The sequence below is a fragment of the Staphylococcus kloosii genome (assembly GCF_003019255.1).
In the GTDB taxonomy this organism is placed as follows: domain Bacteria; phylum Bacillota; class Bacilli; order Staphylococcales; family Staphylococcaceae; genus Staphylococcus; species Staphylococcus kloosii.
On record NZ_CP027846.1, the window covers coordinates 2,221,030 to 2,246,128 of the forward strand.

General features: G+C 32.5%; 18 protein-coding genes. 4 read left to right on the forward strand and 14 right to left on the reverse strand.

Features of this window, described 5'->3' with window-relative positions:
• The first annotated feature begins 42 nt into the window (after positions 1-42).
• On the forward strand, positions 43-417 hold the full coding sequence (locus tag C7J89_RS11065) for a DUF3899 domain-containing protein (protein ID WP_103294923.1): 375 nt from the start codon (positions 43-45) through the stop codon (positions 415-417).
• Between the two features lie 51 nt (positions 418-468).
• On the opposite strand, the gene C7J89_RS11070 is transcribed toward C7J89_RS11065, so the two are convergent.
• From C7J89_RS11070 to C7J89_RS11080, 3 genes are all read right to left on the reverse strand, one after another.
• Positions 469-1,704, reverse strand: coding sequence for an MFS transporter (locus C7J89_RS11070; RefSeq protein ID WP_103294922.1), 1,236 nt, complete (start codon positions 1,702-1,704; stop codon positions 469-471).
• Positions 1,705-1,876: 172 nt separating this feature from the next.
• A complete protein-coding gene (fabF, locus tag C7J89_RS11075) occupies positions 1,877-3,121 on the reverse strand; it encodes a beta-ketoacyl-ACP synthase II (RefSeq protein WP_061855114.1) in 1,245 nt (414 codons plus the stop codon).
• A gap of 11 nt (positions 3,122-3,132) precedes the next feature.
• The gene (locus C7J89_RS11080) at positions 3,133-4,074 is read right to left on the reverse strand and encodes a beta-ketoacyl-ACP synthase III (RefSeq protein ID WP_061855115.1); all 942 of its coding nucleotides are present in this window, start codon (positions 4,072-4,074) and stop codon (positions 3,133-3,135) included.
• 229 nt (positions 4,075-4,303) lie between these two features.
• Here C7J89_RS11080 and C7J89_RS11085 point away from each other — a divergent pair, with 229 nt between their 5' ends.
• Positions 4,304-4,498: a YjzD family protein gene (locus C7J89_RS11085; protein WP_048792701.1), complete on the forward strand. Its 195-nt coding sequence runs from the start codon at positions 4,304-4,306 to the stop codon at positions 4,496-4,498.
• A gap of 41 nt (positions 4,499-4,539) precedes the next feature.
• Here C7J89_RS11085 and clpB read toward each other — a convergent pair whose 3' ends face one another.
• The 3 genes from clpB to C7J89_RS11100 all read right to left on the reverse strand — a co-directional run bounded on the left by clpB (position 4,540) and on the right by C7J89_RS11100 (position 9,668).
• On the reverse strand, positions 4,540-7,155 hold the full coding sequence (gene clpB, locus C7J89_RS11090; protein WP_103294921.1) for an ATP-dependent chaperone ClpB: 2,616 nt from the start codon (positions 7,153-7,155) through the stop codon (positions 4,540-4,542).
• A 201-nt stretch (positions 7,156-7,356) separates the two neighbouring features.
• Positions 7,357-9,162 carry an acyltransferase family protein gene (locus tag C7J89_RS11095; RefSeq protein ID WP_170066448.1) on the reverse strand — a complete coding sequence of 602 codons (1,806 nt, stop codon included), beginning with the start codon at positions 9,160-9,162 and terminating at the stop codon, positions 7,357-7,359.
• A 197-nt stretch (positions 9,163-9,359) separates the two neighbouring features.
• The gene (locus C7J89_RS11100; protein ID WP_048792698.1) at positions 9,360-9,668 is read right to left on the reverse strand and encodes a metal-sulfur cluster assembly factor; all 309 of its coding nucleotides are present in this window, start codon (positions 9,666-9,668) and stop codon (positions 9,360-9,362) included.
• Positions 9,669-9,784: 116 nt separating this feature from the next.
• Here C7J89_RS11100 and C7J89_RS11105 point away from each other — a divergent pair, with 116 nt between their 5' ends.
• Positions 9,785-10,627 (forward strand): Cof-type HAD-IIB family hydrolase, encoded by an 843-nt coding sequence (locus tag C7J89_RS11105; protein ID WP_103294920.1) that lies wholly within the window; start codon positions 9,785-9,787, stop codon positions 10,625-10,627.
• A 64-nt stretch (positions 10,628-10,691) separates the two neighbouring features.
• Positions 10,692-12,014: a CoA-disulfide reductase gene (locus C7J89_RS11110; RefSeq protein ID WP_103294919.1), complete on the forward strand. Its 1,323-nt coding sequence runs from the start codon at positions 10,692-10,694 to the stop codon at positions 12,012-12,014.
• A 176-nt stretch (positions 12,015-12,190) separates the two neighbouring features.
• Here C7J89_RS11110 and C7J89_RS11115 read toward each other — a convergent pair whose 3' ends face one another.
• The 8 genes from C7J89_RS11115 to C7J89_RS11150 all read right to left on the reverse strand — a co-directional run bounded on the left by C7J89_RS11115 (position 12,191) and on the right by C7J89_RS11150 (position 24,932).
• A complete protein-coding gene (locus tag C7J89_RS11115) occupies positions 12,191-12,583 on the reverse strand; it encodes a YisL family protein (protein WP_061855120.1) in 393 nt (130 codons plus the stop codon).
• Positions 12,584-13,268: 685 nt separating this feature from the next.
• The gene (locus C7J89_RS11120) at positions 13,269-14,177 is read right to left on the reverse strand and encodes a fumarylacetoacetate hydrolase family protein (RefSeq protein ID WP_103294918.1); all 909 of its coding nucleotides are present in this window, start codon (positions 14,175-14,177) and stop codon (positions 13,269-13,271) included.
• 250 nt (positions 14,178-14,427) lie between these two features.
• Positions 14,428-18,084 (reverse strand): helicase-exonuclease AddAB subunit AddA, encoded by a 3,657-nt coding sequence (gene addA, locus C7J89_RS11125; RefSeq protein ID WP_103294917.1) that lies wholly within the window; start codon positions 18,082-18,084, stop codon positions 14,428-14,430.
• Positions 18,077-21,550: a helicase-exonuclease AddAB subunit AddB gene (gene addB, locus C7J89_RS11130; protein WP_103294916.1), complete on the reverse strand. Its 3,474-nt coding sequence runs from the start codon at positions 21,548-21,550 to the stop codon at positions 18,077-18,079. Before addB ends, addA begins: the two co-directional genes overlap by 8 nt.
• A gap of 129 nt (positions 21,551-21,679) precedes the next feature.
• Entirely contained in the window at positions 21,680-22,252 is a 573-nt protein-coding gene (gene lepB, locus C7J89_RS11135; RefSeq protein ID WP_061855124.1) for a signal peptidase I, read from the reverse strand.
• 18 nt (positions 22,253-22,270) lie between these two features.
• Complete coding sequence (gene lepB, locus C7J89_RS11140) at positions 22,271-22,792, reverse strand: signal peptidase I (RefSeq protein ID WP_103294915.1); 522 nt, start codon at positions 22,790-22,792, stop codon at positions 22,271-22,273.
• Positions 22,793-22,796: 4 nt separating this feature from the next.
• Positions 22,797-23,372 (reverse strand): TVP38/TMEM64 family protein, encoded by a 576-nt coding sequence (locus C7J89_RS11145; protein WP_103294914.1) that lies wholly within the window; start codon positions 23,370-23,372, stop codon positions 22,797-22,799.
• 228 nt (positions 23,373-23,600) lie between these two features.
• Positions 23,601-24,932, reverse strand: coding sequence for a glucose-6-phosphate isomerase (locus C7J89_RS11150; protein ID WP_103294913.1), 1,332 nt, complete (start codon positions 24,930-24,932; stop codon positions 23,601-23,603).
• Positions 24,933-25,099: the final 167 nt, after the last annotated feature.

Genomic DNA, 25,099 nt, shown 5'->3' on the forward strand with positions numbered 1-25,099 from the left:
TATTCGGTTACAATTAATATAATAAGGTTTGGGAGGATTTTTATGCAGTTATTTCGTAAATTAATAATTTGGATTTTATTAGCACCACTATTTTCTTGTTTAATATGGATTTTCAGCGATAAATCTTTTATAGATTTTTTAAATATATTATTTTATACATCAGCCGTATTAAGTATCATTACTTTCGTTCTTATAATTGTACAAGATGGTGTATTTGACGTAACAAGTTATGGTTTCCGTAAATTAAAATATCAATTTTCCACAAAAAAGCAACGTGCATCTATGTCAAACGATGACTTTTTCAATCCTCAACAAGTTAAAAAAGACAATTATGTTGTCACATCATGGGTCAAATATGCATTTTTAATCAATTTAAGCTATTTTGCTATTACTATTATTATTAGTTTCTTAATATAAAAAAAGGAGTAACGACATCGCATCGATATCGTCACTCCTTTTTTATAATTATTAGCTTGATTCGTCTATATTAGGATTCATAAACAAGGCATAGTATAGCAAAATAAAGCCTATTAATACGACGGCAGCAACATAGATGGACATCATCCAAGGTGCTAAAAATGCACCAAGTATCAAGCCAAATCTAGCTAAAATTTGTGCTCCATTGTTAGAAACCATATTAAAAGTTGCGTAAGTACTTCTTTGATCGTTTGGGATCATTAAGAAGCGACGTGCGTTTTGTATCGGAGAATAAATCAATTCACCTAACGTTGCTATTATCGCAAATAAACACAGTACCCATACATTATTCGCAGAGGTCAAAATGGCGTATCCAAGCGTATACAATACGATTCCAATTTTAAAAACGTCTTTTTTAGAAGTACTTGCTATCATTTTATTAACGGTAAAAGTTAAAGTTGCCACTACAACTGTATTGATAATCATAATTAACGTAAACATTCGTACGCCATCGACCGTAAAACCAAGTAACTGAAATGGTTCGAATTGTTTTTTTAATCTTACGACAACATAAGAATTTAAGCTTAATTCCGCCATCATAACCATTAAATAGCCTAATGTTAATATCATGTAATACTTATCTTTAATAACTACATGATAGCTTTGTAAAAAGTGCTTTAATTTTGACGTTAAATCATCTTTTTGTTTAAATACTTGCCCTACATGATAAAATTTAGCAAATAAATACCAACTGATTAACATAGCAACTAAAAACAATATAAATAATAGGCGTTTATGACTTAAGTATAACAATGCACCTAACATCATACCGATAGCCGTGCCAATATTAAACATCCAATACATTAATTGATAAACATATTCTCTTACTTCTTCATAAATTGCGTCCATTACGGCCGCTTCGAAAATAGGCTCACTCGCAGCGAACAATAATTCGAAAAGAAAAATCACAATGCAAAATATAACCAACCCAACTCCATCCATCGTTACCGTTATACTTAGAATAATTAAACTTACTGCATACAAAATATGCGCCCAATTTAATACTTTTTTCCGCGACAAATTATCCCCTATATAACCACCAATAAAAGTAACCATAAAGCCAACGATAATATTGATAATTAAAAATGTTCCTGCAAACACAGCATTAACTTTACTCGTTAAATAAAGTGCGATAAATGGCATAATCGCCTGACTCGCAATAATAAGCACAAAATCGGCAAGTAATCTCGTTTTTAAAGTTGTAGTTAAAGTAAAAAATCTCCCCATGTTGTAAACACCTCTATACTGCCTTTTAGTATTGAGCTTATCTTATCATTAATCACTAATTATGAAAACATGCTTAATATTGCACAATCTAATGTCTGCGGATTAATACCACTTTAATGCTACAAAATAAAAAAAGCTTTCCACTAAAAATGGAAAGCTTAAATAATATCAATTATTCGCTAAATTTTTTAAATACTAATACAGCATTATGTCCACCAAAACCTAAACTGTTACTCATAGCATAAGTAATGTCTAAATCTTGTGCTGTGTTAGGTACGAAGTCTAAATCACATTCTGGATCAGGTGATTCAACGTGAATTGTTGGCGCAATACGGCTATCTCTAATAGATAATGCTGAGAATATTGCTTCAATACCACCAGTTGCACCCAATAAGTGACCAGTCATTGATTTTGTTGAACTTACTTTAAGTGATTTAGCAGCGTCACCGAATGTATTTTTAATTGCTTGTACTTCTGTTAAGTCGCCTACTGGTGTACTCGTTCCGTGTGCATTTAAATATTGGATATCTTTAGCTTCGATACCAGCATCGTCAATGGCTGCTTGCATTGCACGTGAACCGCCTTCACCTTCTGGTGCTGGAGCAGTAATATGATAAGCATCACCAGTTGAACCGTAACCTACAACTTCTGCATAAATATTAGCACCTCTTGCTTGAGCTGCTTCTAATGATTCAAGTACAACTATTCCAGCGCCTTCACCCATAACGAAGCCATCACGACCAATTTGGAATGGTCTACAAGCTGTTTCAGGGTCGTCATTTGTTGATAATGCACGACTTGCGCTAAAGCCAGCAATTGCCATATCAGTAATCGGCGCTTCAGTACCACCTGTAATCATGGCATCAGCATCGCCACGTTGTATAATTTTGAATGCTTCACCAATTGAGTTCGTTCCAGTCGCACAAGCTGTAACTGTAGAACCATTAGGACCTTTAGCACCTAAGTCTATTGACACTTGTCCAGTCGCCATATCTGGAATTAACATAGGAACGAAGAAAGGACTAACACGTCTTGGTCCTTTATTTAATAATGTATTATGTGCATTTTCAAATGTTTCCATACCACCAATACCAGCACCAATCCATACACCGATATTGTTAGCATTATCTTCATTAATTTCTAATTTAGCATCTTGAACCGCTTCTCTAGCCGCAACTAATGCATATTGAGTGAAACGGTCCATACGTCTCGCTTCTTTTTTCTCAATAAAGTTCTCAATATTGAAATCCTTTAATTCACCTGCTAAATGTACATTATAAGGATCTGTATCAATTCGAGTTATTTTATCTATTCCGTTAACGCCATTCAAAGCATTTTCCCAAGAAGTTTTGGCATCATTACCAATTGGTGATAATACACCTACACCAGTAATAACGACACGTTGTGCTTTACTCATAAATTTACCTCCTATTTACCCCATCTTAATGTAATGGCACCCCAAGTAAGGCCACCGCCAAATCCTACAAAAACAAGGACATCATCATCTTTTATTTTATTATTTTCTAATTCTTGAGCCACACTTAATGGTATCGATGCAGCAGACGTATTTCCATATTTATCTACAGAAACACTCATTTTAGATTTATCTAGTCCTAAACGTTCACGTGCAGACTCCATAATACGTATGTTAGCTTGATGCGGCACAAACATATCAACATCTTCTGGCTGTAAGCCTGCCTTAGCAACAGCTTTATTTGAAGCCTCGCCCATAATTCTAACCGCGAACTTAAATACTTCACGACCGTTCATGAAAATTTTACCATTTTCTGGATTTAAATATAAATATTCTCCACCTGAACCATCTGAACCTAGTTCATAACTTAATATGCCTCTACCTTCAGATACTTCACCAATTATAGCAGCACCGGCACCATCGCCGAAAAGAATTGCTGTGGAACGGTCTGTCATATCTGTTATTTTAGATAATTTATCGGCACCAACAACTAAAATATTTTTATAATCGCCTGATTTAATAAATTGTTGCGCATTAATGATAGCGTACATAAAGCCACTACAAGCAGCTAGTTGATCCATAGAAGCAACTTTACCTATGCCTAATTTAGTTTGCAACATATTTGCTACAGTTGGAAAAGCATAGTCTCCTGTTGACGTAGCAACCATAATCATATCTATATCTGTCGCTTCAATCCCAGCGTCTTCAATTGCTTTTAAACTTGCTTTGTAAGCCAAATCAGATGTATCTTCATCTTCATTTGCCCATCTTCTTTCTTTTATACCTGTCATTTTTGAAATCCATTCATCTGAAGTTTCTAAAAATGATTCAAAATAGGCATTGTCTACAACATTTTCAGGTGCGTAAGCCCCAAAACCTTTAATACCCACATTCATGGTCGTACACCTTCTTATTTTCGATTTTAATACCAGGTATTAATTTAACATAAATTTTCATCTAAATACAAGAACTTATCTTGCTACAAAAGTAATTATGCTTTATACATTATAAATTACACATCATATTATCTCAAAGTAAAAGTAACAATGTAAGCGATTTATACTATACAAACATCACTCTTTTAATTATAATATAAATATATATAAGTTATTGGAGGCATTACTAATGAAATACCTCGCAGTATTGGTTTGGGCAATCGTATTATTAGAAATGGTTAATTTTGTCTTAAATAGTCTAGAGGGTGGCGGAGCATTAAACTTTGTTACACCTATTATTATCGCTGTTATTTTCACCATTCTTATAATGTTATTTGATTTAGTTATCAAACCTAAGAACAACCAAACTAAAAATGAACATTAAAAAACACCAACATGTTAAACATGTTGGTGTCTTTTTTGTGCTTAAACGTTAGTTGTTTCGTTGTTTTCCATGTCGAAAGTCAATCCATCTTCAGTTAAATCAACTTTTACAACAGTTCCTTCAGGTAAGTTTTCTCTTATCATTTTTCTTGCTAATGGTGTTTCAATTTGAGATTGGATGAAACGTTTTAATGGTCTTGCACCAAATTGTGGTTCATATGCTTCTTTACCTAACCATTCTTTAGCTTCATCTGAAACTTCAATAGATATGCGTTGATCTAATAATCTAATGTTTAATTGTGTTAATAGTTTATCGACAATCATACCCATATCATCGACAGATAATGGTTTGAATAATACTATATCATCCATACGATTTAATATTTCTGGTTTAAAGTATTGATTTAAGCTTTCCATTACAGCTTTTTCAGTTGATTCTGTAATAACACCAGTATCTTTCACATTTTCAAGTAAGACTTGTGAACCAATGTTACTAGTCATAATAATGATAGTGTTTTTGAAATCAACGTTTCTACCTTTAGAATCAGTTAAGCGACCTTCATCTAAAATTTGAAGTAACACGTTGAATACGTCGCTGTGTGCTTTTTCTATTTCGTCTAACAGAATAACGGAATATGGATTACGACGAACTGATTCAGTTAATTGACCCCCTTCATCATGGCCTACATAACCAGGAGGCGCTCCAATTAAACGTGACACTGAATGTTTTTCCATATATTCACTCATATCTATGCGAATCATATGTTTTTCTGAATCAAATAAAGTTGAGGCTAGTGACTTAGCTAACTCAGTTTTACCTACACCAGTTGGTCCTAAGAATAGGAAACTACCTATAGGTCTTTGAGGGTCTTTAATACCTGCACGCGCTCTTACTACTGCATCAGATACTAAATCTACCGCTTTATCTTGACCCACAACGCGTTCGTGTAAAATATCAGCTAAGTTTAAAAGTTTTTCACGTTCTGTTTCAACTAATTTTGAAACTGGAATACCTGTCCAAGCACTTACAATATCGCCTATTTCTTCGTCAGAAACGATTTCTCTTATAATGCGATCATTGTCTTCATTTTGTTCATCTTGGAATGCTGCTTCTAACTCTCTTAATTCTTTTTCTAATTCAGGAATTTTACCGTGTTGTAGTTCTGCTGCACGTTCTAAATTATAATTATTTTCAGCATCTTCTAGTGCTTTTCTACTTTCATCAAGTTCTGTACGTTTTTCTTGAAGTTTTGCAATTTTTTCTTTTTCTTGTTCTACACGAGATGAAATTTCAGATTGTTTTTCTTTTTCGTTAGCTAATTCTTCTTGTAATTCTTGTAAACGTTGTTTACTAGCGTTATCAGATTCATTTTTCAATGCACTTTCTTCGATTTCTAATTGCATTACGCGACGATTAACTTGGTCTAATTCTGTTGGATTTGAACCCATTTCAGTACGAATCGTTGCACAAGCTTGGTCAACTAAATCAATAGCTTTATCTGGTAAGAAACGATCTGTAATATAACGATCTGATAATTCTGCTGCAGCAACTAAAGCGCGGTCTTGAATTCTAACGCCGTGATATACTTCATAACGTTCTTTTAAACCTCTTAAAATAGAAATTGTATCTTCAACATCAGGTTCAGAAACATTTACTTTTTGGAAACGACGTTCTAACGCAGAATCTTTTTCGATATATTCACGATATTCATTTAAAGTTGTCGCACCAATACAGTGTAATTCACCTCTAGCTAACATAGGTTTCAACATGTTGCCAGCGTCCATTGCACCTTCTGTTTTACCTGCACCAACGAGCATGTGTATTTCATCTATAAATAAAATGATTCTACCGTCTGAATCTTTAACTTCTTTAAGTACTGCTTTTAATCGTTCTTCAAACTCACCGCGGTATTTAGCGCCAGCTACAAGTGCACTTAAATCTAATTCAAAGATTGTTTTATCTAGTAATGATTCTGGAACGTCTTTACGTACGATTCTTTGTGCTAAGCCCTCAACTATCGCAGTTTTACCTACACCAGGTTCACCGATAAGTACTGGGTTATTTTTCATTTTTCTACTTAAAATTCTTATAGAGTTTCTAATTTCTTCATCTCTACCTATAACTGGATCCATGTTACCTTGTCGGACCTCTTCAACTAAATCACGTCCATATTTCTCAAGAGCTTCATAGTTCACTTCTGGATTTTGTGATGTCACGTGATTCCCTCCTCTAATTTTTTTTATAATTTCTCTTACTACTTCTGCTTTATTTGCTACTGCTTGTTTTGTTGTGTCGTCAATTTCTATTGCAGCTAACAGTAGATGTTCCATAGATATATAGTCATCATCGTATTCTTTCATATATGATTCGGCTTTAGTCAAAAGTTCATTTGCTTTTGGACTAATGTACTGTCCGTATTGAATATTATCTCCTTGTACAGAAGGATAATTTTTTAATTTATTTTCATATTGTGTTATTAATTGGTCTGTATCAATATTTGCTCTTTCTAAAACATTGTGATATAAACTATCAGTTTCAGTCAATGCTGATATTAGTATGGCTTCAATTTCAATATTTTGTAATTCATATGTTTGAGCTTGCTCAACCGCATTTTGTAATACGCTTTGCACTTTGTAGGTCATTTGATTTATATCCAATATTTTCACCCCTATACAATTAGCGTTAGGTCAAATTATTTTTGACTTTGACTTTCTTTGACCTTGATTTTATTATAGACCCTTTTACATAAAGAATCAACTCGAAAGCACTAAAAATTACATCATTTTTTATTATATTAATTTCCTTATTAAAGCATAAAAAACCGGTAACGTTTATCGTACACGATTACCGGTTTACTATTATTTTTTTAGTGCATTAACGATTAGATCTGTTAACGCATCTACACCTTTTTGTTCTAGATGAATGCCATCTGGGGCAAAGTATTCAGTATGCCCTTCTGAAGTTTCATACCAATTTATTAATTTAACATTTGAATGTTCTTTTGCTGCTTGAGCTAGCAAATCATTCACATGTTGTTCGTACGGTCTAGGAACTCTAACATTAATCAAATAGATGTCTGCCTCTCCTAATCTAGTAATTAATTCATCCAATTGACTCTTACTAAAATCTCCGTTCGTACCCAACTCGAGTACAACTTGATTGCCCTTTTGCGTTTTATCTTTATACTGACTATTTACTAGTGGCAATGCTTCATATAGATTTCTTCCTACCTTGCCATCAATATCAGCATTAGGTACTTTGTCTTTGAAAGTATCACCAATGTCTACCATTACGGAATCTCCTAGTAATAATGGAGATAAGTCTTTTACATCTTTTTTAGATTTTGACTGCTTGTCTGTAACTTCATTATTATCTATACGTTTGGGTTTAACAATTTTCTTACCATTATTAGTTGAATGAAAAGTAGTTTTTTTATGTGCTATATCATCTTTGCCTAATTTATCGAAAGCACCTAAAAATACTAATATCGTTGGTACACAAACACATAATGCAACAATTGTTCTAATTAAAGAAGTCTTAAATAAGTGATTAAAACTAAATATACGGAATCCATGTTTTCTAAAAGGTACTTCTATATATCTGTAAGATATTTCTGCTAAAGCGACAGTTAATATCAAATCCAAAATAAATACATAAAGTGGGTATTGCCCTGCTACGTAATATGAATGGATAAAGCTTATTATTGGAAAATGCCAAAGATATAAACTATATGATCTTTGTCCTATGTATACAAATACTTCATTACCTAATACGCGTGCAAAAGCATTTGAAGGATGTACGGCACTTGCGATAATTAATAACGTGAGTGCTGAAATCAGGTAAAAACCACCATTATAAATCCATGCACTGTCATCTTCCACAGTGAAAAATAAAGTTATTAAAATAAGTAGCGCACTTGTTCCAACAGAACCAATTATTATTTGTAAAATTTTTGGTGGTTGAGCATTTAATTTAAATGGTGGCCAAGCAAAAGCTAAAATCACTCCTAATAATATTGTTTGTAAACGTGTGTCTGTACCGAAATAAACACGTGAATTTCCCGTAGTCATCAGTGAAATTAATATCATCAAAGTTAATGATATTAATGACACAATCCATAATATAAGGGTTACTTTTTTGTAGCTGTTAAATTTAAATAATAACAATACTAATATGAATGGGAAAAATAAGTAAAACTGTTCCTCAATAGCTAATGACCATAAATGTTTCAATGGCATAAATGCAAATTGTTCAAAATAATTTACATCTGTTGCTATGTACCACCAGTTTGACATATAGAAAAGGGCTGCAAATGCATCATGTTTAATTTGGACAATGTGAGATGGTTTAAAAATAAGTGTAGCTATGATAACTGTAAAAATTAATATTAATAAAGCTGGTAATAGTCGTTTTATACGTCTGAGCCAAAATTGCTTTATTTTAATCGTTCCTGTTTCTTCATATTCGCTAAGTAATAAGCTGGTAATTAAATAGCCAGAAATCACGAAAAAGGTATCAACACCTAAAAAGCCGCCACTAAGCCATTGCTTATTTAAGTGATAAATTATTATACCAATGACTGCAATCGCTCTTAATCCATCTAAACCAGGCATATATCGTTTAGGATAACGGTTACGATTTTTAGTTGTCTTGTTTGTTTTCATTAATAAACATCTTTCCTTACAATTTATTGAATGTCAGGCATTTATTGATTGTAATGTTTTTGTAATGAAATTGCAATTATTTTAATGACTTGCACAACCAAAATTTAAATTTTATAATTTTAAACACAAAAAGCTTAGATAATAATCACAAATTACTGCAATTATCATCTAAGCTTTATCGTGTATCAATTAAATAATTATCCAATACCTAATGCTATTTTTGCATAGCGAGACATCATTTCTTTATCCCATGGTGGATTCCATACGATATTTACTTCTGTGTCTTGAATTTCAGGTAATTCAGCTAATACCATTTTTATTTGGTTAATAATTTGCGGTCCAAGCGGACAGCCCATAGAAGTCAATGTCATTTCTACCGTACATAAACCTTCATCGTCTACATCTACTTTATATACTAAACCTAAGTTAACAATATCAATACCTAACTCAGGGTCAATTACCATTTCTAAGGCATTTAAAATATTATCTTTTAAACCTTCATCCATTTGTCTCACCTCTTTGTATTTAATCTTACTTAACAATATATCAAATATCTTACAAAACGCCAATAAAATGCTATGATGTTGTTACATTCTAATATACTTATTTCAAGGAGAAAGTTATGCAACCTTATTTAATTTGTCTAGATTTAGACGGAACGTTATTAAATGATGAAAAAATCATTACGCCTTACACAAAAAAAGTACTAACTGTTTTACAAGAACAAGGTCATAAATTAATGATTGCTACGGGTCGTCCATACCGTGCAAGTCAAATATATTACCATGAATTAAATATGGATACACCTATCGTCAATTTTAATGGAGCTTACGTTCACCACCCTAAAAACAAAGCATTTAAAGAACAACATGAAGTACTTGATTTAAACTTAGCGACAAGTATCATTCAATCATTAAAAGACTATGGCGTTAGTAATATGATAGCCGAAATTAAAGACCATGTATTTATCGAAAATTTTGACCAAAAATTATTTGATGGTTTTTCAATGGGTAATCCTAAAATAGAAACTGGAAATTTATTACAAAATTTAAGTACGTCACCGACTTCAATTTTAGTAGAAGCTGAAGAAGTAATGATTCCTAGAATTAAGCAAATGTTGTCTAGCTTTTACACAGAAAGTATAGAACATCGTCGTTGGGGGTCACCTTTCCCAGTTATTGAAATAGTCGGTAAAAACATCAACAAAGCACGTGGTATAGAAATGTCAAAATCACACTTAGATATTGATCAGCAACATATTATCGCTTTTGGTGATGAAGACAATGATTTAGAAATGATCAAATATGCAGAGCATGGCATAGCTATGGGTAATGGGTTAACAGACTTAAAAAATATAGCCAATGCTACTACATTCACAAATAATGAAGATGGTGTTGCTCATTATCTAAATGACTTCTTTAAGTTAAACATTAAACAAGAACAATATATAAATACTAATGTGTAAATTTAAAACACTCATATTTATTATCGCCAAAATTTATACTCACCATTAAGTAGGAGGTTATTATATGACCGAAATAGTTGTCGTAGGCGCTGTAGCAGGAGGTGCAACTGTCGCAAGTCAAATACGTAGATTAGACAAGGAAAGTAACATTACTGTTTTCGAAAAAGATAGAGACATGAGTTTTGCCAATTGTGGTTTACCTTACTATCTTGGCAATGTCGTCGATTCAAGAGATAAACTACTAGCTACAACACCTGAAACTTTCTATGAAAAGAAAAATATTACCGTTAAAACCCACCATGAAGTTACAGCCATTGATGATGTAAATCAAACTGTAACAGTATATAATCACTTAACTTCAGAGAGCACTACAGTGCCTTACGATAAATTGATTTTAAGCCCGGGTTGTAGCGCAAATAAACTACCTTTAGATAGTGAGATAGTATTTACTCTACGTAATATGGAAGATACTGACGCAATTGACGACTTTATTATCACTAACAATGTTCAAAGTGCCTTAGTCGTTGGTGCTGGCTATATAAGCTTAGAAGTTTTAGATAATTTACATTATCGTGGAATTGATACGACGCTTATTCATCGTTCAACTCAAATCAATAAATTAATGGATCAAGATATGAATCAACCTATCTTTGATGAATTAAATAGTAAAAACATCACTTACCATTTAAATGAAGAAATAAGTAATGTTGAAGGTAATAAAGTTACCTTTAAATCTGGTAAAGAAGCATCATACGACATCATTATTACTGGTGTAGGTATTACACCAAATTCTGACTTTGTTAAATCATCAAATGTACAACTTGATAATAAAGGTTACATCCCTGTTAATGATAAATTCGAAACTAATGTAGATAACATTTATGCATTAGGCGATATTATTACATCACACTATAGACATGTGAATTTACGCGCACATGTACCACTTGCTTGGGGTGCACATCGTGGAGCAGGTATCATCGCTGAGCAAATTGCTGGTAACAGTGATATTCGTTTCAAAGGATATCTTGGTGCCAATATTGTTAAATTCTTTGATTATACATTGGCTAGTTCAGGTATAAATCCACAAGAATTATCTAATTTTGATTATGAGATGCTTGAAATTAATGCCGGTAAACATGCGAACTATTACCCAGGAAATAGTAAAATACACTTACGAGTTTATTTTGATAAACAGACAAGAAAAATTATTCGCGCAGCAGCAACGGGTGTAGCAGACGTAGATAAACGTATAGACATTTTAACAATGGCAATGATGAATGGCTTAACCGTCGATGAACTGACAGAAGTTGAAACAGCTTATGCCCCACCTTATAGTCATCCTAAAGATTTAATTAATCTAATTGGTTACTCCGCGCGTGAAAAATAAAATATTTAAAATCAATTTCTACTTTTTGTAGAAATTGATTTTTTTGTATTTATTTATAAACATTGTTTTATACATTGTCAAAAGCATTATAGATGAAAAAAAAACCAATCAACGCATTTATAAATAAATTACATTGATTGGTTTTTGAGTGGATACAAGCTCCACTTTCTTTTTAATTATAGCCCGAAAAGTTTTGTTATTGGTCCCCATGGTAAAATAACGCCCAATACCATAGTGATGACGATAACAATTATTGTCCACCATAACAAACTTGTAGTTGGTTGCGATTTTTTTCTTTTGATTAATGTAACTTCCATTAAAGCAATTGCTGCAAAACCGCCTACCATTTTAAATGTTAATAACATATGGCCCCCACCATTGCTTCCAGCTGAAAACTCTTGGATAAGTAACCATAATCCTGAGAATAACACCAAAACCATAAATAGTCTTAACAACATATGAACTGGTTTATAGAAAGGTGTTGGTCCTTGCGTCTGCGATAAGTTAAAGTAAGCAGCGAAAAATAAAATAATCGCTAATACCCAACTTAGTATGTGCATGTGTATCATGCTATCCCTCCACACAACTTTATCTTTCTACAGCTATTTTATCATATATCCCCTATTACTCAATCGGTCTTTTTTGATTACTGATGAACAAACGATTATGAGACAGAAATATTCTGGAATGTTATAACTTCTATCCATAAGGCACCTCGTTAATTTGTTTTTGTTATGATTAATTAAATTATACAAGCTTGCTTTTTGTGTGAAAAATTGGAAAGTTGTAACGACTTTGTAAAGTGCTGACGCCTGAGGGAATCGTATGAGTGAGAGATTACAGGCTCGAACCATACTATCCTAAATCAAGGCAAGCATGCACGACAAAATCGTAGAGAGCCGGACAAAAATCTTTTTCAGAAGAATTTATAACCCCGCACTGGTAATGATAATTAAAGTTAAAAACAGCTTGATAGAAGCGCATTTTTCAATTCAGTCATAAAGTCATATACTATCAATATAAAGACAAGATAAGATTAACTTTGTAATGATTTTGCATCGTGCTGACGCCTGAGGGAAGCGTATGAGTGAGAGACTACAGGCTCGAGCCATACTATCCTAAATTAAGGCAAGCATGCACGAATAAAATCATAGATTATAATAAAAAAATAGCACCTCATTTTTACTGAATAAATCAGTAGAATGAGGTGTTATTTAATTTGAGTTAGGAATGATGTCCCAAACTCGACATTAATTATTCTTCTTCAGCAATATAATTTGTTAATGTACCAATGTTATCAATTGTTACTTTTACTTCGTCACCTGGTTGTAAAAACTGAGGTGGATTCATACCTGCACCTACACCAGCTGGCGTACCTGTAGCAATAATATCTCCTGGATGTAAGGCTACATATTTAGAAATTTCTTCTATAAGTTCATCTATTTTTAAAATCATTTGGCTAGTATTGCCATCTTGACGTATTTCGTTATTTACTTTAGTGACGATATTAACGTCTTCAGGTGTTGGTAATTCATCTTTAGTTACGATATATGGTCCAATTGGGCAACCGCCTGTTAAACTTTTAGATAAGAAAGCTTGAGCATGCGTTTTTTGTGCATTACGGTCAGTCACATCATTGATTATAGTGTAACCATAAACATAGTCTAAAGCTAAGCCTTTAGGAATTTTTTCACCATCTTTACCGATAACAATACCTAACTCACCTTCATAATCTAATTGATCAGTAATATCTTTATGATTTGGTATTATGCTGTTATCACCAGTTAATGAAGATGCCGCTTTAGTAAAGACATATAAACGTTGAACTTCATTATTTAATTCATTAGCATGATCTTGATAATTACGTCCAAAAGCGATTACATTATTAGTTGGTGTTACTGGTGGTAAAAATTCTATATCTGAAAATGGCACTTTATAATTATCGCCATTACCACTGTCTTCAGCAGCTACAACTGCTTTTCTAACTTGTTCTTGGAAATCAACTAATTGATTCTGTTGTAAACCATTTAGCAACGTCTTCGGATGAAATTCACCTTCAGCAAAGTCTGCAAATACACGTTTTAAATCCCATGCAGCTTCTTCACGTTTAACTTTAACACCATAGGATGTTTGTCCTTCATGTCTGAATGATAAAAATTTCATTCAATATCAGCTCCTCAACTTTTAACTTACTTCATATTATAACTATAATTCTAAGTAAATAACAAATAAATGAATAGGTTGAAATCATTAAAATTTAACAACGAATCTAATTAGTAACACAACCGTATTCTGTTATTATTCATCTTTCCCTATGTTCAATTTTTTATGCATTAATTTTTCAAAGGAAATGTACACTTAAAAATGCTTTAAATGCTTTATAGGTATCTACGTTTATAAATCAAACTAACATTTATTCATCTACTGATAATTGACCATATTTAAAGAAATATAAATAGCCTTTCACTTCAGTATTTAATATTGTTTCTAAAGTGTTTTTATAATAAGTCATTTGAATTTTATAACGATTTCTTAGTTGTTTACCTATTTCTTCATCGCTCATTCCTCTACGTCTATTAAAAGCGTCTGTTTTATAATCTACAAAATAGTAGAAACCATCTTTCACGAAAATTAAATCTATCATACCTTGAATTATAGAACTATCTTCTTCGTCCTCTGGTACGTGATCTACTCTTCCTTGGTTTACAATGAACGGCAACTCTCTAAATACTGCATCGCTGTGTGCGATAGTTAAATATAAATCGCTGTTAATAAATTGTTCTATTTCTGGAATATTAATGTCTTGTTTAGCATCGTCAGCTATGATGTTTTTACTAATTAAGTCATCGATATATGTCTTCACTTCTTCGGTACTTAAGCGCTCTACTTTAAAAGGTAAATGTTGCATGACTGTATGCATTAGTGTCCCTATTTCATTTGCTTTACGCTTTGTATAATGATTTAAAAAGTTTGGACGTTCATACGTAGTTGAACCAACACGATATTGTCTAACGCGATTATAATCAGTACCTGCTTCTTCAGTTTCGAGTTGTCGTTTCAATTCTGAAACTGATTGTTTAGATGCCTTATGCATATCTTTTTGATATGGGTATTCATAACTTAATTGTTCATGAATTTGCGCTTGTAACGCTTTATCATTCGATGCCTCGTTCGATATATCATGAACAGTACGTTGCGTTGATGTGTCAGCAACATGTTCACTAGCGATGTCTTCATAATTGTGAATGTTAATATTCACGTTTGGTCTAACACTATCGTCTAACGCATTGATATCTCTTTCAAACTGAAGATCTAATGGAATAGCAGTTGATTGATGTTTGGCTAATATTGTGTAAATAAGATCTATCGGGCGCTGAGCTGTCAAACGATAACTCACAGGTAAATAGTCATTAGAAACTGCTACTTGTTCCCATTGTTCTAATTCTTTACTATCTTTAATTCTTCCAATCAAATACAATTGCTCTTTTGCCCTCGTTAATGCAACATAGATAAGTCTCATTTCTTCAGAAATCAGTTCTTTTTCGGCAATTGCCTTTAAAGTAACAGAAGCTAATGAAGGATAACTTACGTTATGTTGTACATCAAAATAATTCATTCCTAAACCATATTGTTGATTCAAAATGACCGGTTTACTTAAAGCGTCTCTTCGAAATTTTCTTGAAAGACCTGAATATATTACAAATGGAAACTCTAGTCCTTTACTACTATGGACTGTCATCATTCGAACTACGTCATCATTCGGTCCAATTACATTTTCTTCACCAAAATCTTTACCACGTTCTATTAATTCATCAATAAAACGGATAAATTGATACAACCCACGGAAACTAGAATTTTCAAATTCAATTGCTTTATTAAATAAACCATATAAATTAGCTCTTCTACCTTTACCGCCAATTAGCCCACTAAAATATTGAATAACAAAATGATCATTGTAAAATTTATCAATCAATTGGTAAACTGGGTGACTTTGACTATATGTTTGATACATAGCTAAGTCGTCCATAAAGTATTGTAATTTTTGTACAAGCTTTTTATTGGCAACTTCATTATTCATATAGTTATGAATCGATTGATAGAAATAATCATAGTTAGGGCTAAACACTCTAATATTAGACAATTCATCTTCAGTAAACTGATAAATTACAGAACGCATTAACCCCACTAAATAGATATCTTGCAAAGGATTATCGACAGTTCTTAAAAATGACAATATCAATCGAACTTCAGTCTGTTCGAAATAGCCTTCTTTACTATTTACGTGGAAAGGAATGTCATGGTCTTTAAAGGCTTGTTGGATACGTCTAGCCTGACTATATGATCTCTCTAAGATAACAATATCTTTATAAGTAGGTTGGCGATACTTGCCTAACTTCACATCATATACTTCCCGTTCGTTCATAATTTGTTGCACGTGTTGTACGATATATTCAGCTTCTTGCTCAGCACCTGTTAAATCAGATTCTCCATCTTCTATTAACATATCTAGATGCAATGGTACATTAGCATCATCAAAGTTGGCACCATAATATAATTGTGCCGCTTCATCATACTCAATTTCACCTACTTGGCTATCCATCATATGCTTAAATAAATAGTTAGTCGTGCTTAATACTTCTTTACGTGATCTGAAATTTTGAGACAAATCAATACGCAAGCCGCTTTGCTCACCTTCGACATTAAAACGGTTATACTTTTCTATAAACAAACTAGGGTCAGCCTGTCTAAATTTATAAATTGATTGCTTAACGTCGCCGACCATAAATAAATTACCGTCATGATCATTGCCTTTTTTAATACACGCTAAAATCTGCTCTTGTACTCTATTCGTATCTTGGTATTCATCTACGAGTATCTCATCTATTTGTGTAGATAATTGTTGCGCTATTTCAGATGGTGTACCATCTTCATTTGTTAATATTTTTAACGCAAAATGCTCATAATCTGCAAAATCAATAAGATTATTACTTCGCTTTTTGCTATTAAATTGTTCGATAACATCGGCTGTAATTTGAGCCAAGTAACTCACACGTGGTTTTAATTGTCGCATATCACTTTTAAGACTCTCTGCATCTCTTGAGAAATAATCATCTTGTACTTTTGTCACTAAAGACTTGTAGTTATCATAATGCGCTTTAGCACTATCATATGCTTCTATATTTAATTCATTAGCTTCTTTTATCTTTTTATTTTTAGCAGGAAAACGCGGCTCAAATTGATGATTCGCAATTAACTCGGTGTTTAATACGCCATCTTCCATTGCTTGAGTTAAAAATTGACGTTCTCTTTGCACAACATCAACTTGCTTATCTACCTCTTCTAGCATCATAAATAAGTCATAACTTTTATTTATTGATTCTTCTGCCGAAGTTAAAAATATTTTAGCCAAGTCGCTAAGCAAATGTAACAAGTTGTCTTGTTGTGTCTCATTGTTATATGGTTCTGCAAGTGAATTTAGCCACTCAAATGGATATGGATTGGCTACACTAAAGTTATATAATTGTTTAATAATTTCTCTGAGCTGTTCATCATTTCTGTCGGATGATAGTTGCTCTGTTAAGTCAACAAAATCAGGATCTAATTTGTCATAGTGTTGTTCTAACACTTCATCAATCGTTTGTTCTAACAGTAATATGTTTTCCGCTTCACTACTCGTTCTAAAGTTCGGATCCACATCTAACACATCATAATGCTGTTGAATTAACTTTAAACAAAAGCTGTGTAATGTTGAAATTTGCGCTTGATGAATTTTGACGCGTTGACTTTTTAAATGTTCATTCGTCGGATCTTCCAAAGAAGCCTCTTTAATTCTATTTTCAACACGATGTTTCATTTCTCGCGCACTTGCATTAGTAAAGGTAACGACGAGCATGCGATCGACATCTAATTCATCACGTAATATACGTTGGATGATACGTTCAACTAATACCGCAGTTTTTCCTGAACCAGCGGCGGCTGCTACTAAAATATCTTGATCTTTAGCATAAATACTTTTCCATTGGTTATCTGTCCATTGTGCATTACTTGGCTTTGTTGGTATATTACTCATTTTGCTCGTCTTCCTCACTTTCTATCTCGACTTGTTGAATTGCTTCAAGAGGATTAATGGTTTCATCTACTTGACGATAACGTTTTTGATCAATCATACCATCAACGTGACAGACAGATTTGTAGTTACAATATTGACATGGTAATGTTTGATTATATTTAAGTGGAGCGACTTCAGTATGACCATCCATAATATTCGTTGCTGTATCTATAAAGTTTTGTTTATTATGTGCAATAAATTTATAAATAGTTGATTCGTCTGCCACTTTACTACTACTTTTAACGGTTCCATCTTTTTTTAATCCTACTGGTACGATGTCAGAAGTAAAACTTGGCTCGATTCTATCATCCAACGCATCTAATACATTTGTGTCACTATTCAATAAACCATTTAATTTAAATGCAGTTAAAAATTCGTTCGTCCGTTTTTCTTCTTGCAATTCTTTCCAAGCTAATTTAATTCGTGGTTCATGAACGTGGAAGTATAATAGGCCACCCGGTTTCGTAACTTTATTCAATCCTAAACGCGTTTTATTTTGCAATACAATATCCATATAAGTCATCATTTGCATTTGCATGCCATAATATACTTTTGTTAAATCTAAAGTCCCACTGTATTTTGACGATTTATAATCAATAATATTAACAAAGCTTTCATCATTTTTTGTGTAAGTATCAATACGGTCGATTTGACCTCTAATATTGATTGGCACACCTTGACGTGTCACTAGCGGTTGCGCATAGAGTTCTTCATTATTTTTAGGATTTTTTCTAAAGCTTGCTTCAAATTTTGTCGGTATAAATTTAGAATGACTGCCTTGATACTGAAGTGCCGTTAATGTCGTTTCTACTATTGCACCAATACGTTGGGATAAATAACGGTAATAAGCCGTTGAGTTAAGCACATTAAATTGAACTTCCGGTAATATTTCCTCTAGTGCTTTTGTCGTCAATTCATGAATTGACTTATGTGTTAATTTGTTAAATTGACCGTTAACTTGCTCTGAAATATATTTTAAAACTTGGTGGAAAATATCTCCTAAATCAAAGTTTTCTAATTTATATTTAGTTCGTTCATTTAAGCGTAAACCGTGTGACGCAAAATGTTTAAAGGGACAAGCTAAATACCCTTCGAAACGCGACACACTCGCATTAATTTTCTCACCATATAATGATTTAGATAAAGATTCACTTAATTGCACTGTTTCATTATCATAAGTTAATGCCGTAAGGAGATAATCTAAGCCCTGATTTAAACGTTGATCATTATGCATAACTTGGTATGTATCTAACCAAGTTTCGGCAACGATTTCATCATCTAACCATGCTTTTAAAGCTTCAAACAATGCAATTTTCGTTTGATGCGGATGCTCCATTAACGTTAAAGGATTCATTTGATGTAAATGATGTATATTTTGAATTTCTAAATTAGTATACAGCGCTTGAATTTGTGTAATAAAAGGACTGAGTTCTTTTTCATCACCGCTTGTACCCATTAAGCTATAAGAAAATGTGACATCTACTTGTGCTCTCGTCATCGCAATATAACACACGAAAGCTTCATCCATTTGTAATATGTCAGCTGTAGGGCTTAGTTCAAGTTGAGATTGCGTTTGGAAATATTTCTTTTCATCATCTGTCATTAATCCGGATGCTTGCACTGATTGAGGTATTACTCCGTCATTAACACCTACAAGATAAACTTTAGCTTTATTATCTACTTTAGCTAAGTCCATTGTCCCTATACTCACTTGATCTATCATTTGAGGAATCATTCTAAACTCTAGCTGTTCTAAACCAATATCTAATAACTCTAAAAATCTAGTTTTAGACATTTGTTGTTCTTTGAACACTGAAACTAAATCATCTAATGTCTGAATAAATCCATTCCATACTTGGTCTAATTCTTCCGCTTCTGTGTGTAATTGTGCAGTATCTAATCTATCTCTTTCTGCCATTAATTGACTTGGTAATTCAAAAGATTCGATTGCTTCATAAAATGAACGTGCGAAATCAACTGCAGTTTGAGCATCTCCTAAACGTTCTTCAAACGCCATTAATTTATTAACGACATTGTCTTTTATTTTAACAACACGTTCAAAAGTTTCACGTTCTTCATCAGTCAATGGTTGGCGTTTAATTCCCATTTTATTAAAACGTTCAATTTCAAAATATTTGTCATCTAACCAACGCTTGCCATATATACCACGTTCTAACACGAAGTTTTCTAAGATACTAATTAAATAATCACTCTGTTCTACAGTTTGAGTTAATACATCCGTTTTAAACAGACGCATCAACGGTTCAAAACGCCAATTCGTTTGCAACACTTCGATTAATGAGCGGAACATTTCCATTACTGGATGATGTGTCATCGGTTTTTTTAAATCAATATGATAAGGGATATCATATTGTGGAAAAATTGACTCTATTAAATAAGCGTAAGATTCATCTCTATATAAAATTGCGATATCTTGGAACCGTCTACCTAATTCCCTATTTTCACGCAAAATTTGGCGGGCCACTTCATTTATTTCTTCACGCATATTAGACGATTCATAGATTTTAAGATGATGCTGTGATTGTAGTGGTTCAAATTGTAAGGCATTAAAATTTTGCTCTAAATGTTGTAAGTCTTTATTCTCAAATCTCTGTTGTTGTGAAAAAGTTTCGACATTTAATGAAATATTGAGTTCTTGAGCGATTCCTTCGATGTGAGTTAAAGATTCTGATGGCTTTCTATATAAACTAAATGGATCTTTATCACCATCTGTAGTCAAAAGAATCGTAACTTGTCGACATTGTTTAACTAACCCTTTAATAATTTCATATTCTAATGTAGAAAAATTGTGAAAGCCATCTATGTATATTTGTGCACGACTTAACCATTCAGATTGATCCATCATAGTGATAAAACGTTGTAACGTATCTTCAGTAGATACATATTGACCATTAATACGTTGCTCTAATTGTTTATATACTAAAGCGATATCCTGTAATTTATGTTGTGTTCTAGTTTGTAAGTTGTTTTCGGCGATATAATCTTCTAGTTGTTGTGGAGAAACTGCATATTTTTTAAAATCTTGAATTTGTTCATATAGTTTTTCACTAAATCCATAATATTTAACTTGTGATTGATATAACTTCAACTCATTTTTATGTTGTTGAATAATATCATAAATCATCATTTGTGTAGCAGCTTTTGATAATTGTTCTTCCATTAAGCCCCCAACTTCTTGAAAGACACGATAGCTTAAACGCTCAAAGTGTAACACTTCAGTCCTTAAACTCCCATTTAACTCTGGATCATTAACAAATGCTTGTTCTAGTTGGAATGTATTTTGTGTTGGTGCGATTAAAACAATAGGATCGCCTAACGGATCTTGTTTCATGTCCGCTTTAATAGTTTCTATCATTTTATGAGATTTCCCTGTACCTGCTCTTCCTATATATGCATTTAATTCCATGAACTCGCTCCACTCCTTTGAGTCATATTTTAACATATCAAGCTAAAAAATAATTGTGCTCTATAGGTATAAAAAAGAAGAATTAGTTAACTTTAAACTTGTACACGTCAACTAATTCTTCATTATTAATTATTTGTTGTAATTCGTATCTGGATCGAAGCCAAATTTAAAATCGCTAAATGGCCAAAATCTAAATGATACTTTACCTACTACTGTATCTTTATCAATTAAACCGAATGAACGACTATCTTTACTTACTTCACGGTTATCACCTAGCACTAATAATTTACCTTTAGGTATTTTATTACCTTGAGCATTTGGTAAATCTTTCGTTTTGAAACTACCTGTAATGTATTCATATTGCTTATGTTTTTCATTGTAGTCTAGATATGGCTCTTTTACTTGGTGACCATTTACATAAAGTTTATCTTTTTTATATTCGATACTGTCTCCTGGTGTTCCAATTACTCGTTTAACGTAGTCATCAGTTTTATTAGCATGGAAAACGATAACATTACCTTTTTTAATATCGTTAAATCTATAGTCAAATAAGTTAACAATAACATGTTGACCATCTTTTAATGTTGGATCCATCGAGTCACCTTTTACCGTATATGACTTTGCGACAAAATTGATAATGAATAATACCAATGCTACTGCCACCACGATTGATATAATCCATTCAGTTATTTCTTTTTTCACGTTTCACACCTCATCTATTTATTTAAAATCTACAGTGAATGCCTTAAATGGGTAATATCGTAAAGATACCTCACCAATTATATCTTTTTTATGAATATAACCAAAATTTCTTGAATCTTGTTTATTTTGTCGATGATCATTCAACACAAAATAATTGTTAGTAGGTACGATATCACTTTCAGAACCTTTAATTTGACGTAAAGCTAAATTATCAATGCTATTGCTTTTTACATATGGTTCATCTACCTGTCTATCATCACGAAGTAATTTCCCATTTTTAAAGACGATAGACTGACCAGGTTCTCCAATAATTCGTGCAACATAAGTATGTCCATTATGATGATACATAATAACGTCGTTGTTTTTCAATAGGTTAAAAGTCGTAGTTATTTTATTAACGATTAAACGATCTCCACTTTTCAAAATAGGAGTCATATTACTATTGTGCATAACTGTTCCCGAAATTACAAATGCTTGTAGCAATAAAACTATAATAATCGCAAAAATAATAGAAATCAAATGATTTATTATTTTTTTCATGGCGTCACTCCTTTGATGAATGCATAAAGTGTTTTTCTACCTTTCTTCCTATAAACCAAACAATGATTACAACAATCACGACAATCGTTATACGTAAAGGATTAGTAAATAATGTAGAAATATCTTTCCCTAACCAACCTACAAGACTAATCATGACTAATTTAGATAATGTTAACACCCAAAAATAATGTACAGACTTTATATTGGTGACGCTAGCGATCAAATTCACTAAAGCACTCGGTGTAAAAGGAAAACAAAACAAAATAAATATTGGTATAACGCCATGTTCATCAATATATTTAATTAATCTTTCTGCAGACTTACGTTGTTTAAGTCGTTTCATATATTTAGAATTAGACAATCTTCTAAAGATTAAAAACATAATAAAGCTACCAAGCACTGTTCCTAACCATGCAAGTATCATTCCTATTATAAAACCATAGGCATTTACGTTTACTATGACAAATACTATCAACGGTAAAATTGGTATAAACGCTTCAATAAATGGTAATAAAAATCCAACAAGATACCCCATGTTTCCAAATGCATCAAACCACTCATTAACTTGTTCAGTCGACATTCAATCAATCCTCATCCCTGCTATTGATATATATTATATGTTTTTTTGTAATGATTTTAAATACTTAACACTTCTTGTATAAATAATTCATGCTGAAGTAGTAGACCTTTTTCATATGTAAGTCTGATAAATGATATAAAAAAGCGATGACATCATCTAGACTATGTAGATTCTATCACCGCTCTTATTTTTATTTATCTATATCTTGCGTTTAATATAATCGTTAAATTATAGACGTTGTTCTAATTCTTGTTTTTTATCTTCAAAACCTGGTTTACCTAATAATGCAAACATATTTTGTTTATATGCTTCAACACCAGGTTGGTTAAATGGATTAACACCTAATTGGTAACCACTCATTGCACATGCAAGTTCAAAGAAGTAAACAACATAACCAAATGTTTCTTCATCTAATTTAGGAATATTCACAACTAAATTAGGAACGCCACCATCTGTATGAGCTAATAAAGTACCTTCGAAGGCTTTAGTATTAACTTCATCGATCGTTTTGCCTGCTAAATAGTTTAGACCATCTAAGTCATCAGCATCTTCTTCAATAGTAATGTTATGTTTTGGATTATTAACTTTAACTACTGTTTCAAATAAGAAACGTCGACCTTCTTGAACGTATTGACCTAATGAGTGTAAGTCAGTAGTATAGTTGGCACTTGAAGGATATACACCTTTATAGTCTTTACCTTCAGATTCACCAAATAATTGTTTCCACCATTCATTAAAGTATTGCATAGAAGGCTCATAGTTGATAAGCATTTCAGTTGTATAACCTTTTGCATATAAAATATTACGGATTGTCGCATATTGATATGCAATATTATCTTCTAAGTTTTCAGAAGAAAGTTCTTCTCTCGCTTTAGCAGCACCTTGCATCATTGTTTCAATATCGATGCCTGCTACTGCGATTGGTAATAAACCTACTGCAGTTAAAACTGAGTATCGTCCACCAACATCATCAGGAACGACGAAAGTTTCATAACCTTCATTTGTAGCTAATTGTTTTAATGCGCCTTTTTCTTTATCAGTTGTAGCAAAGATACGTTTTTTCGCTTCTTCTTTACCATATTTGTCTTCTACTAATTGTTTAAATAATCTAAACGCTACAGCAGGTTCAGTAGTTGTACCTGATTTAGAAATAACGTTTACTGAGAAGTCTTTTCCATCTAAATAATCTATTAATTCTTGTGTGTAAGAAGAAGATAAATGATTACCTACAAATACAATTTCAGGATATTCATCACTATTTCTAAATGATGAAGTAAGCATTTCAATTGCTGCACGTGCACCTAAATAAGAACCACCGATACCAATAACTACGAAAACATCTGAATGTTCTTTAACGCGTTTAGACGCCTCTAAAATACGTGAAAATTCTTCTTTATCATAATCAACAGGAAGATCTATCCAGCCTAAGAAATCATTGCCAGCGCCTGTACCTTCGTGAATAGTATGATGTATTGATTTGACGATATCTTTTTGTTGCTCTAATTCATGCTCGTTAAAAAATTCTAAAGTTTTACCATAATCTAACTGTATATGAGTCATGTAAATTGCCTCCTGTATATTGGGTTCATATATTATTTTACTAACTTTGAAATTAGTATTCAAACAACTAGCCTATCCCCCTACTTATATGACAGGAAAAACTAGTTAGTTAAATTTATATCATATTTTTATAACTTATGCATAAAAATATACATTTTTCTAACGGC

What these genes read in the sequence shown, in the direction of transcription:
- C7J89_RS11065 (WP_103294923.1), top strand. Translation starts at nt 43, where the DNA reads ATGCAGTTATTTCGTAAATTAATAATTTGGATTTTATTAGCACCACTA.
- C7J89_RS11070 (WP_103294922.1), bottom strand. Translation starts at nt 1,704, where the DNA reads ATGGGGAGATTTTTTACTTTAACTACAACTTTAAAAACGAGATTACTT.
- fabF (WP_061855114.1), bottom strand. Translation starts at nt 3,121, where the DNA reads ATGAGTAAAGCACAACGTGTCGTTATTACTGGTGTAGGTGTATTATCA.
- C7J89_RS11080 (WP_061855115.1), bottom strand. Translation starts at nt 4,074, where the DNA reads ATGAATGTGGGTATTAAAGGTTTTGGGGCTTACGCACCTGAAAATGTT.
- C7J89_RS11085 (WP_048792701.1), top strand. Translation starts at nt 4,304, where the DNA reads ATGAAATACCTCGCAGTATTGGTTTGGGCAATCGTATTATTAGAAATG.
- C7J89_RS11095 (WP_170066448.1), bottom strand. Translation starts at nt 9,162, where the DNA reads ATGAAAACAAACAAGACAACTAAAAATCGTAACCGTTATCCTAAACGA.
- C7J89_RS11100 (WP_048792698.1), bottom strand. Translation starts at nt 9,668, where the DNA reads ATGGATGAAGGTTTAAAAGATAATATTTTAAATGCCTTAGAAATGGTA.
- C7J89_RS11105 (WP_103294920.1), top strand. Translation starts at nt 9,785, where the DNA reads ATGCAACCTTATTTAATTTGTCTAGATTTAGACGGAACGTTATTAAAT.
- C7J89_RS11110 (WP_103294919.1), top strand. Translation starts at nt 10,692, where the DNA reads ATGACCGAAATAGTTGTCGTAGGCGCTGTAGCAGGAGGTGCAACTGTC.
- C7J89_RS11115 (WP_061855120.1), bottom strand. Translation starts at nt 12,583, where the DNA reads ATGATACACATGCACATACTAAGTTGGGTATTAGCGATTATTTTATTT.
- C7J89_RS11120 (WP_103294918.1), bottom strand. Translation starts at nt 14,177, where the DNA reads ATGAAATTTTTATCATTCAGACATGAAGGACAAACATCCTATGGTGTT.
- addA (WP_103294917.1), bottom strand. Translation starts at nt 18,084, where the DNA reads ATGAGTAATATACCAACAAAGCCAAGTAATGCACAATGGACAGATAAC.
- addB (WP_103294916.1), bottom strand. Translation starts at nt 21,550, where the DNA reads ATGGAATTAAATGCATATATAGGAAGAGCAGGTACAGGGAAATCTCAT.
- lepB (WP_103294915.1), bottom strand. Translation starts at nt 22,792, where the DNA reads ATGAAAAAAATAATAAATCATTTGATTTCTATTATTTTTGCGATTATT.
- C7J89_RS11145 (WP_103294914.1), bottom strand. Translation starts at nt 23,372, where the DNA reads ATGTCGACTGAACAAGTTAATGAGTGGTTTGATGCATTTGGAAACATG.
- C7J89_RS11150 (WP_103294913.1), bottom strand. Translation starts at nt 24,932, where the DNA reads ATGACTCATATACAGTTAGATTATGGTAAAACTTTAGAATTTTTTAAC.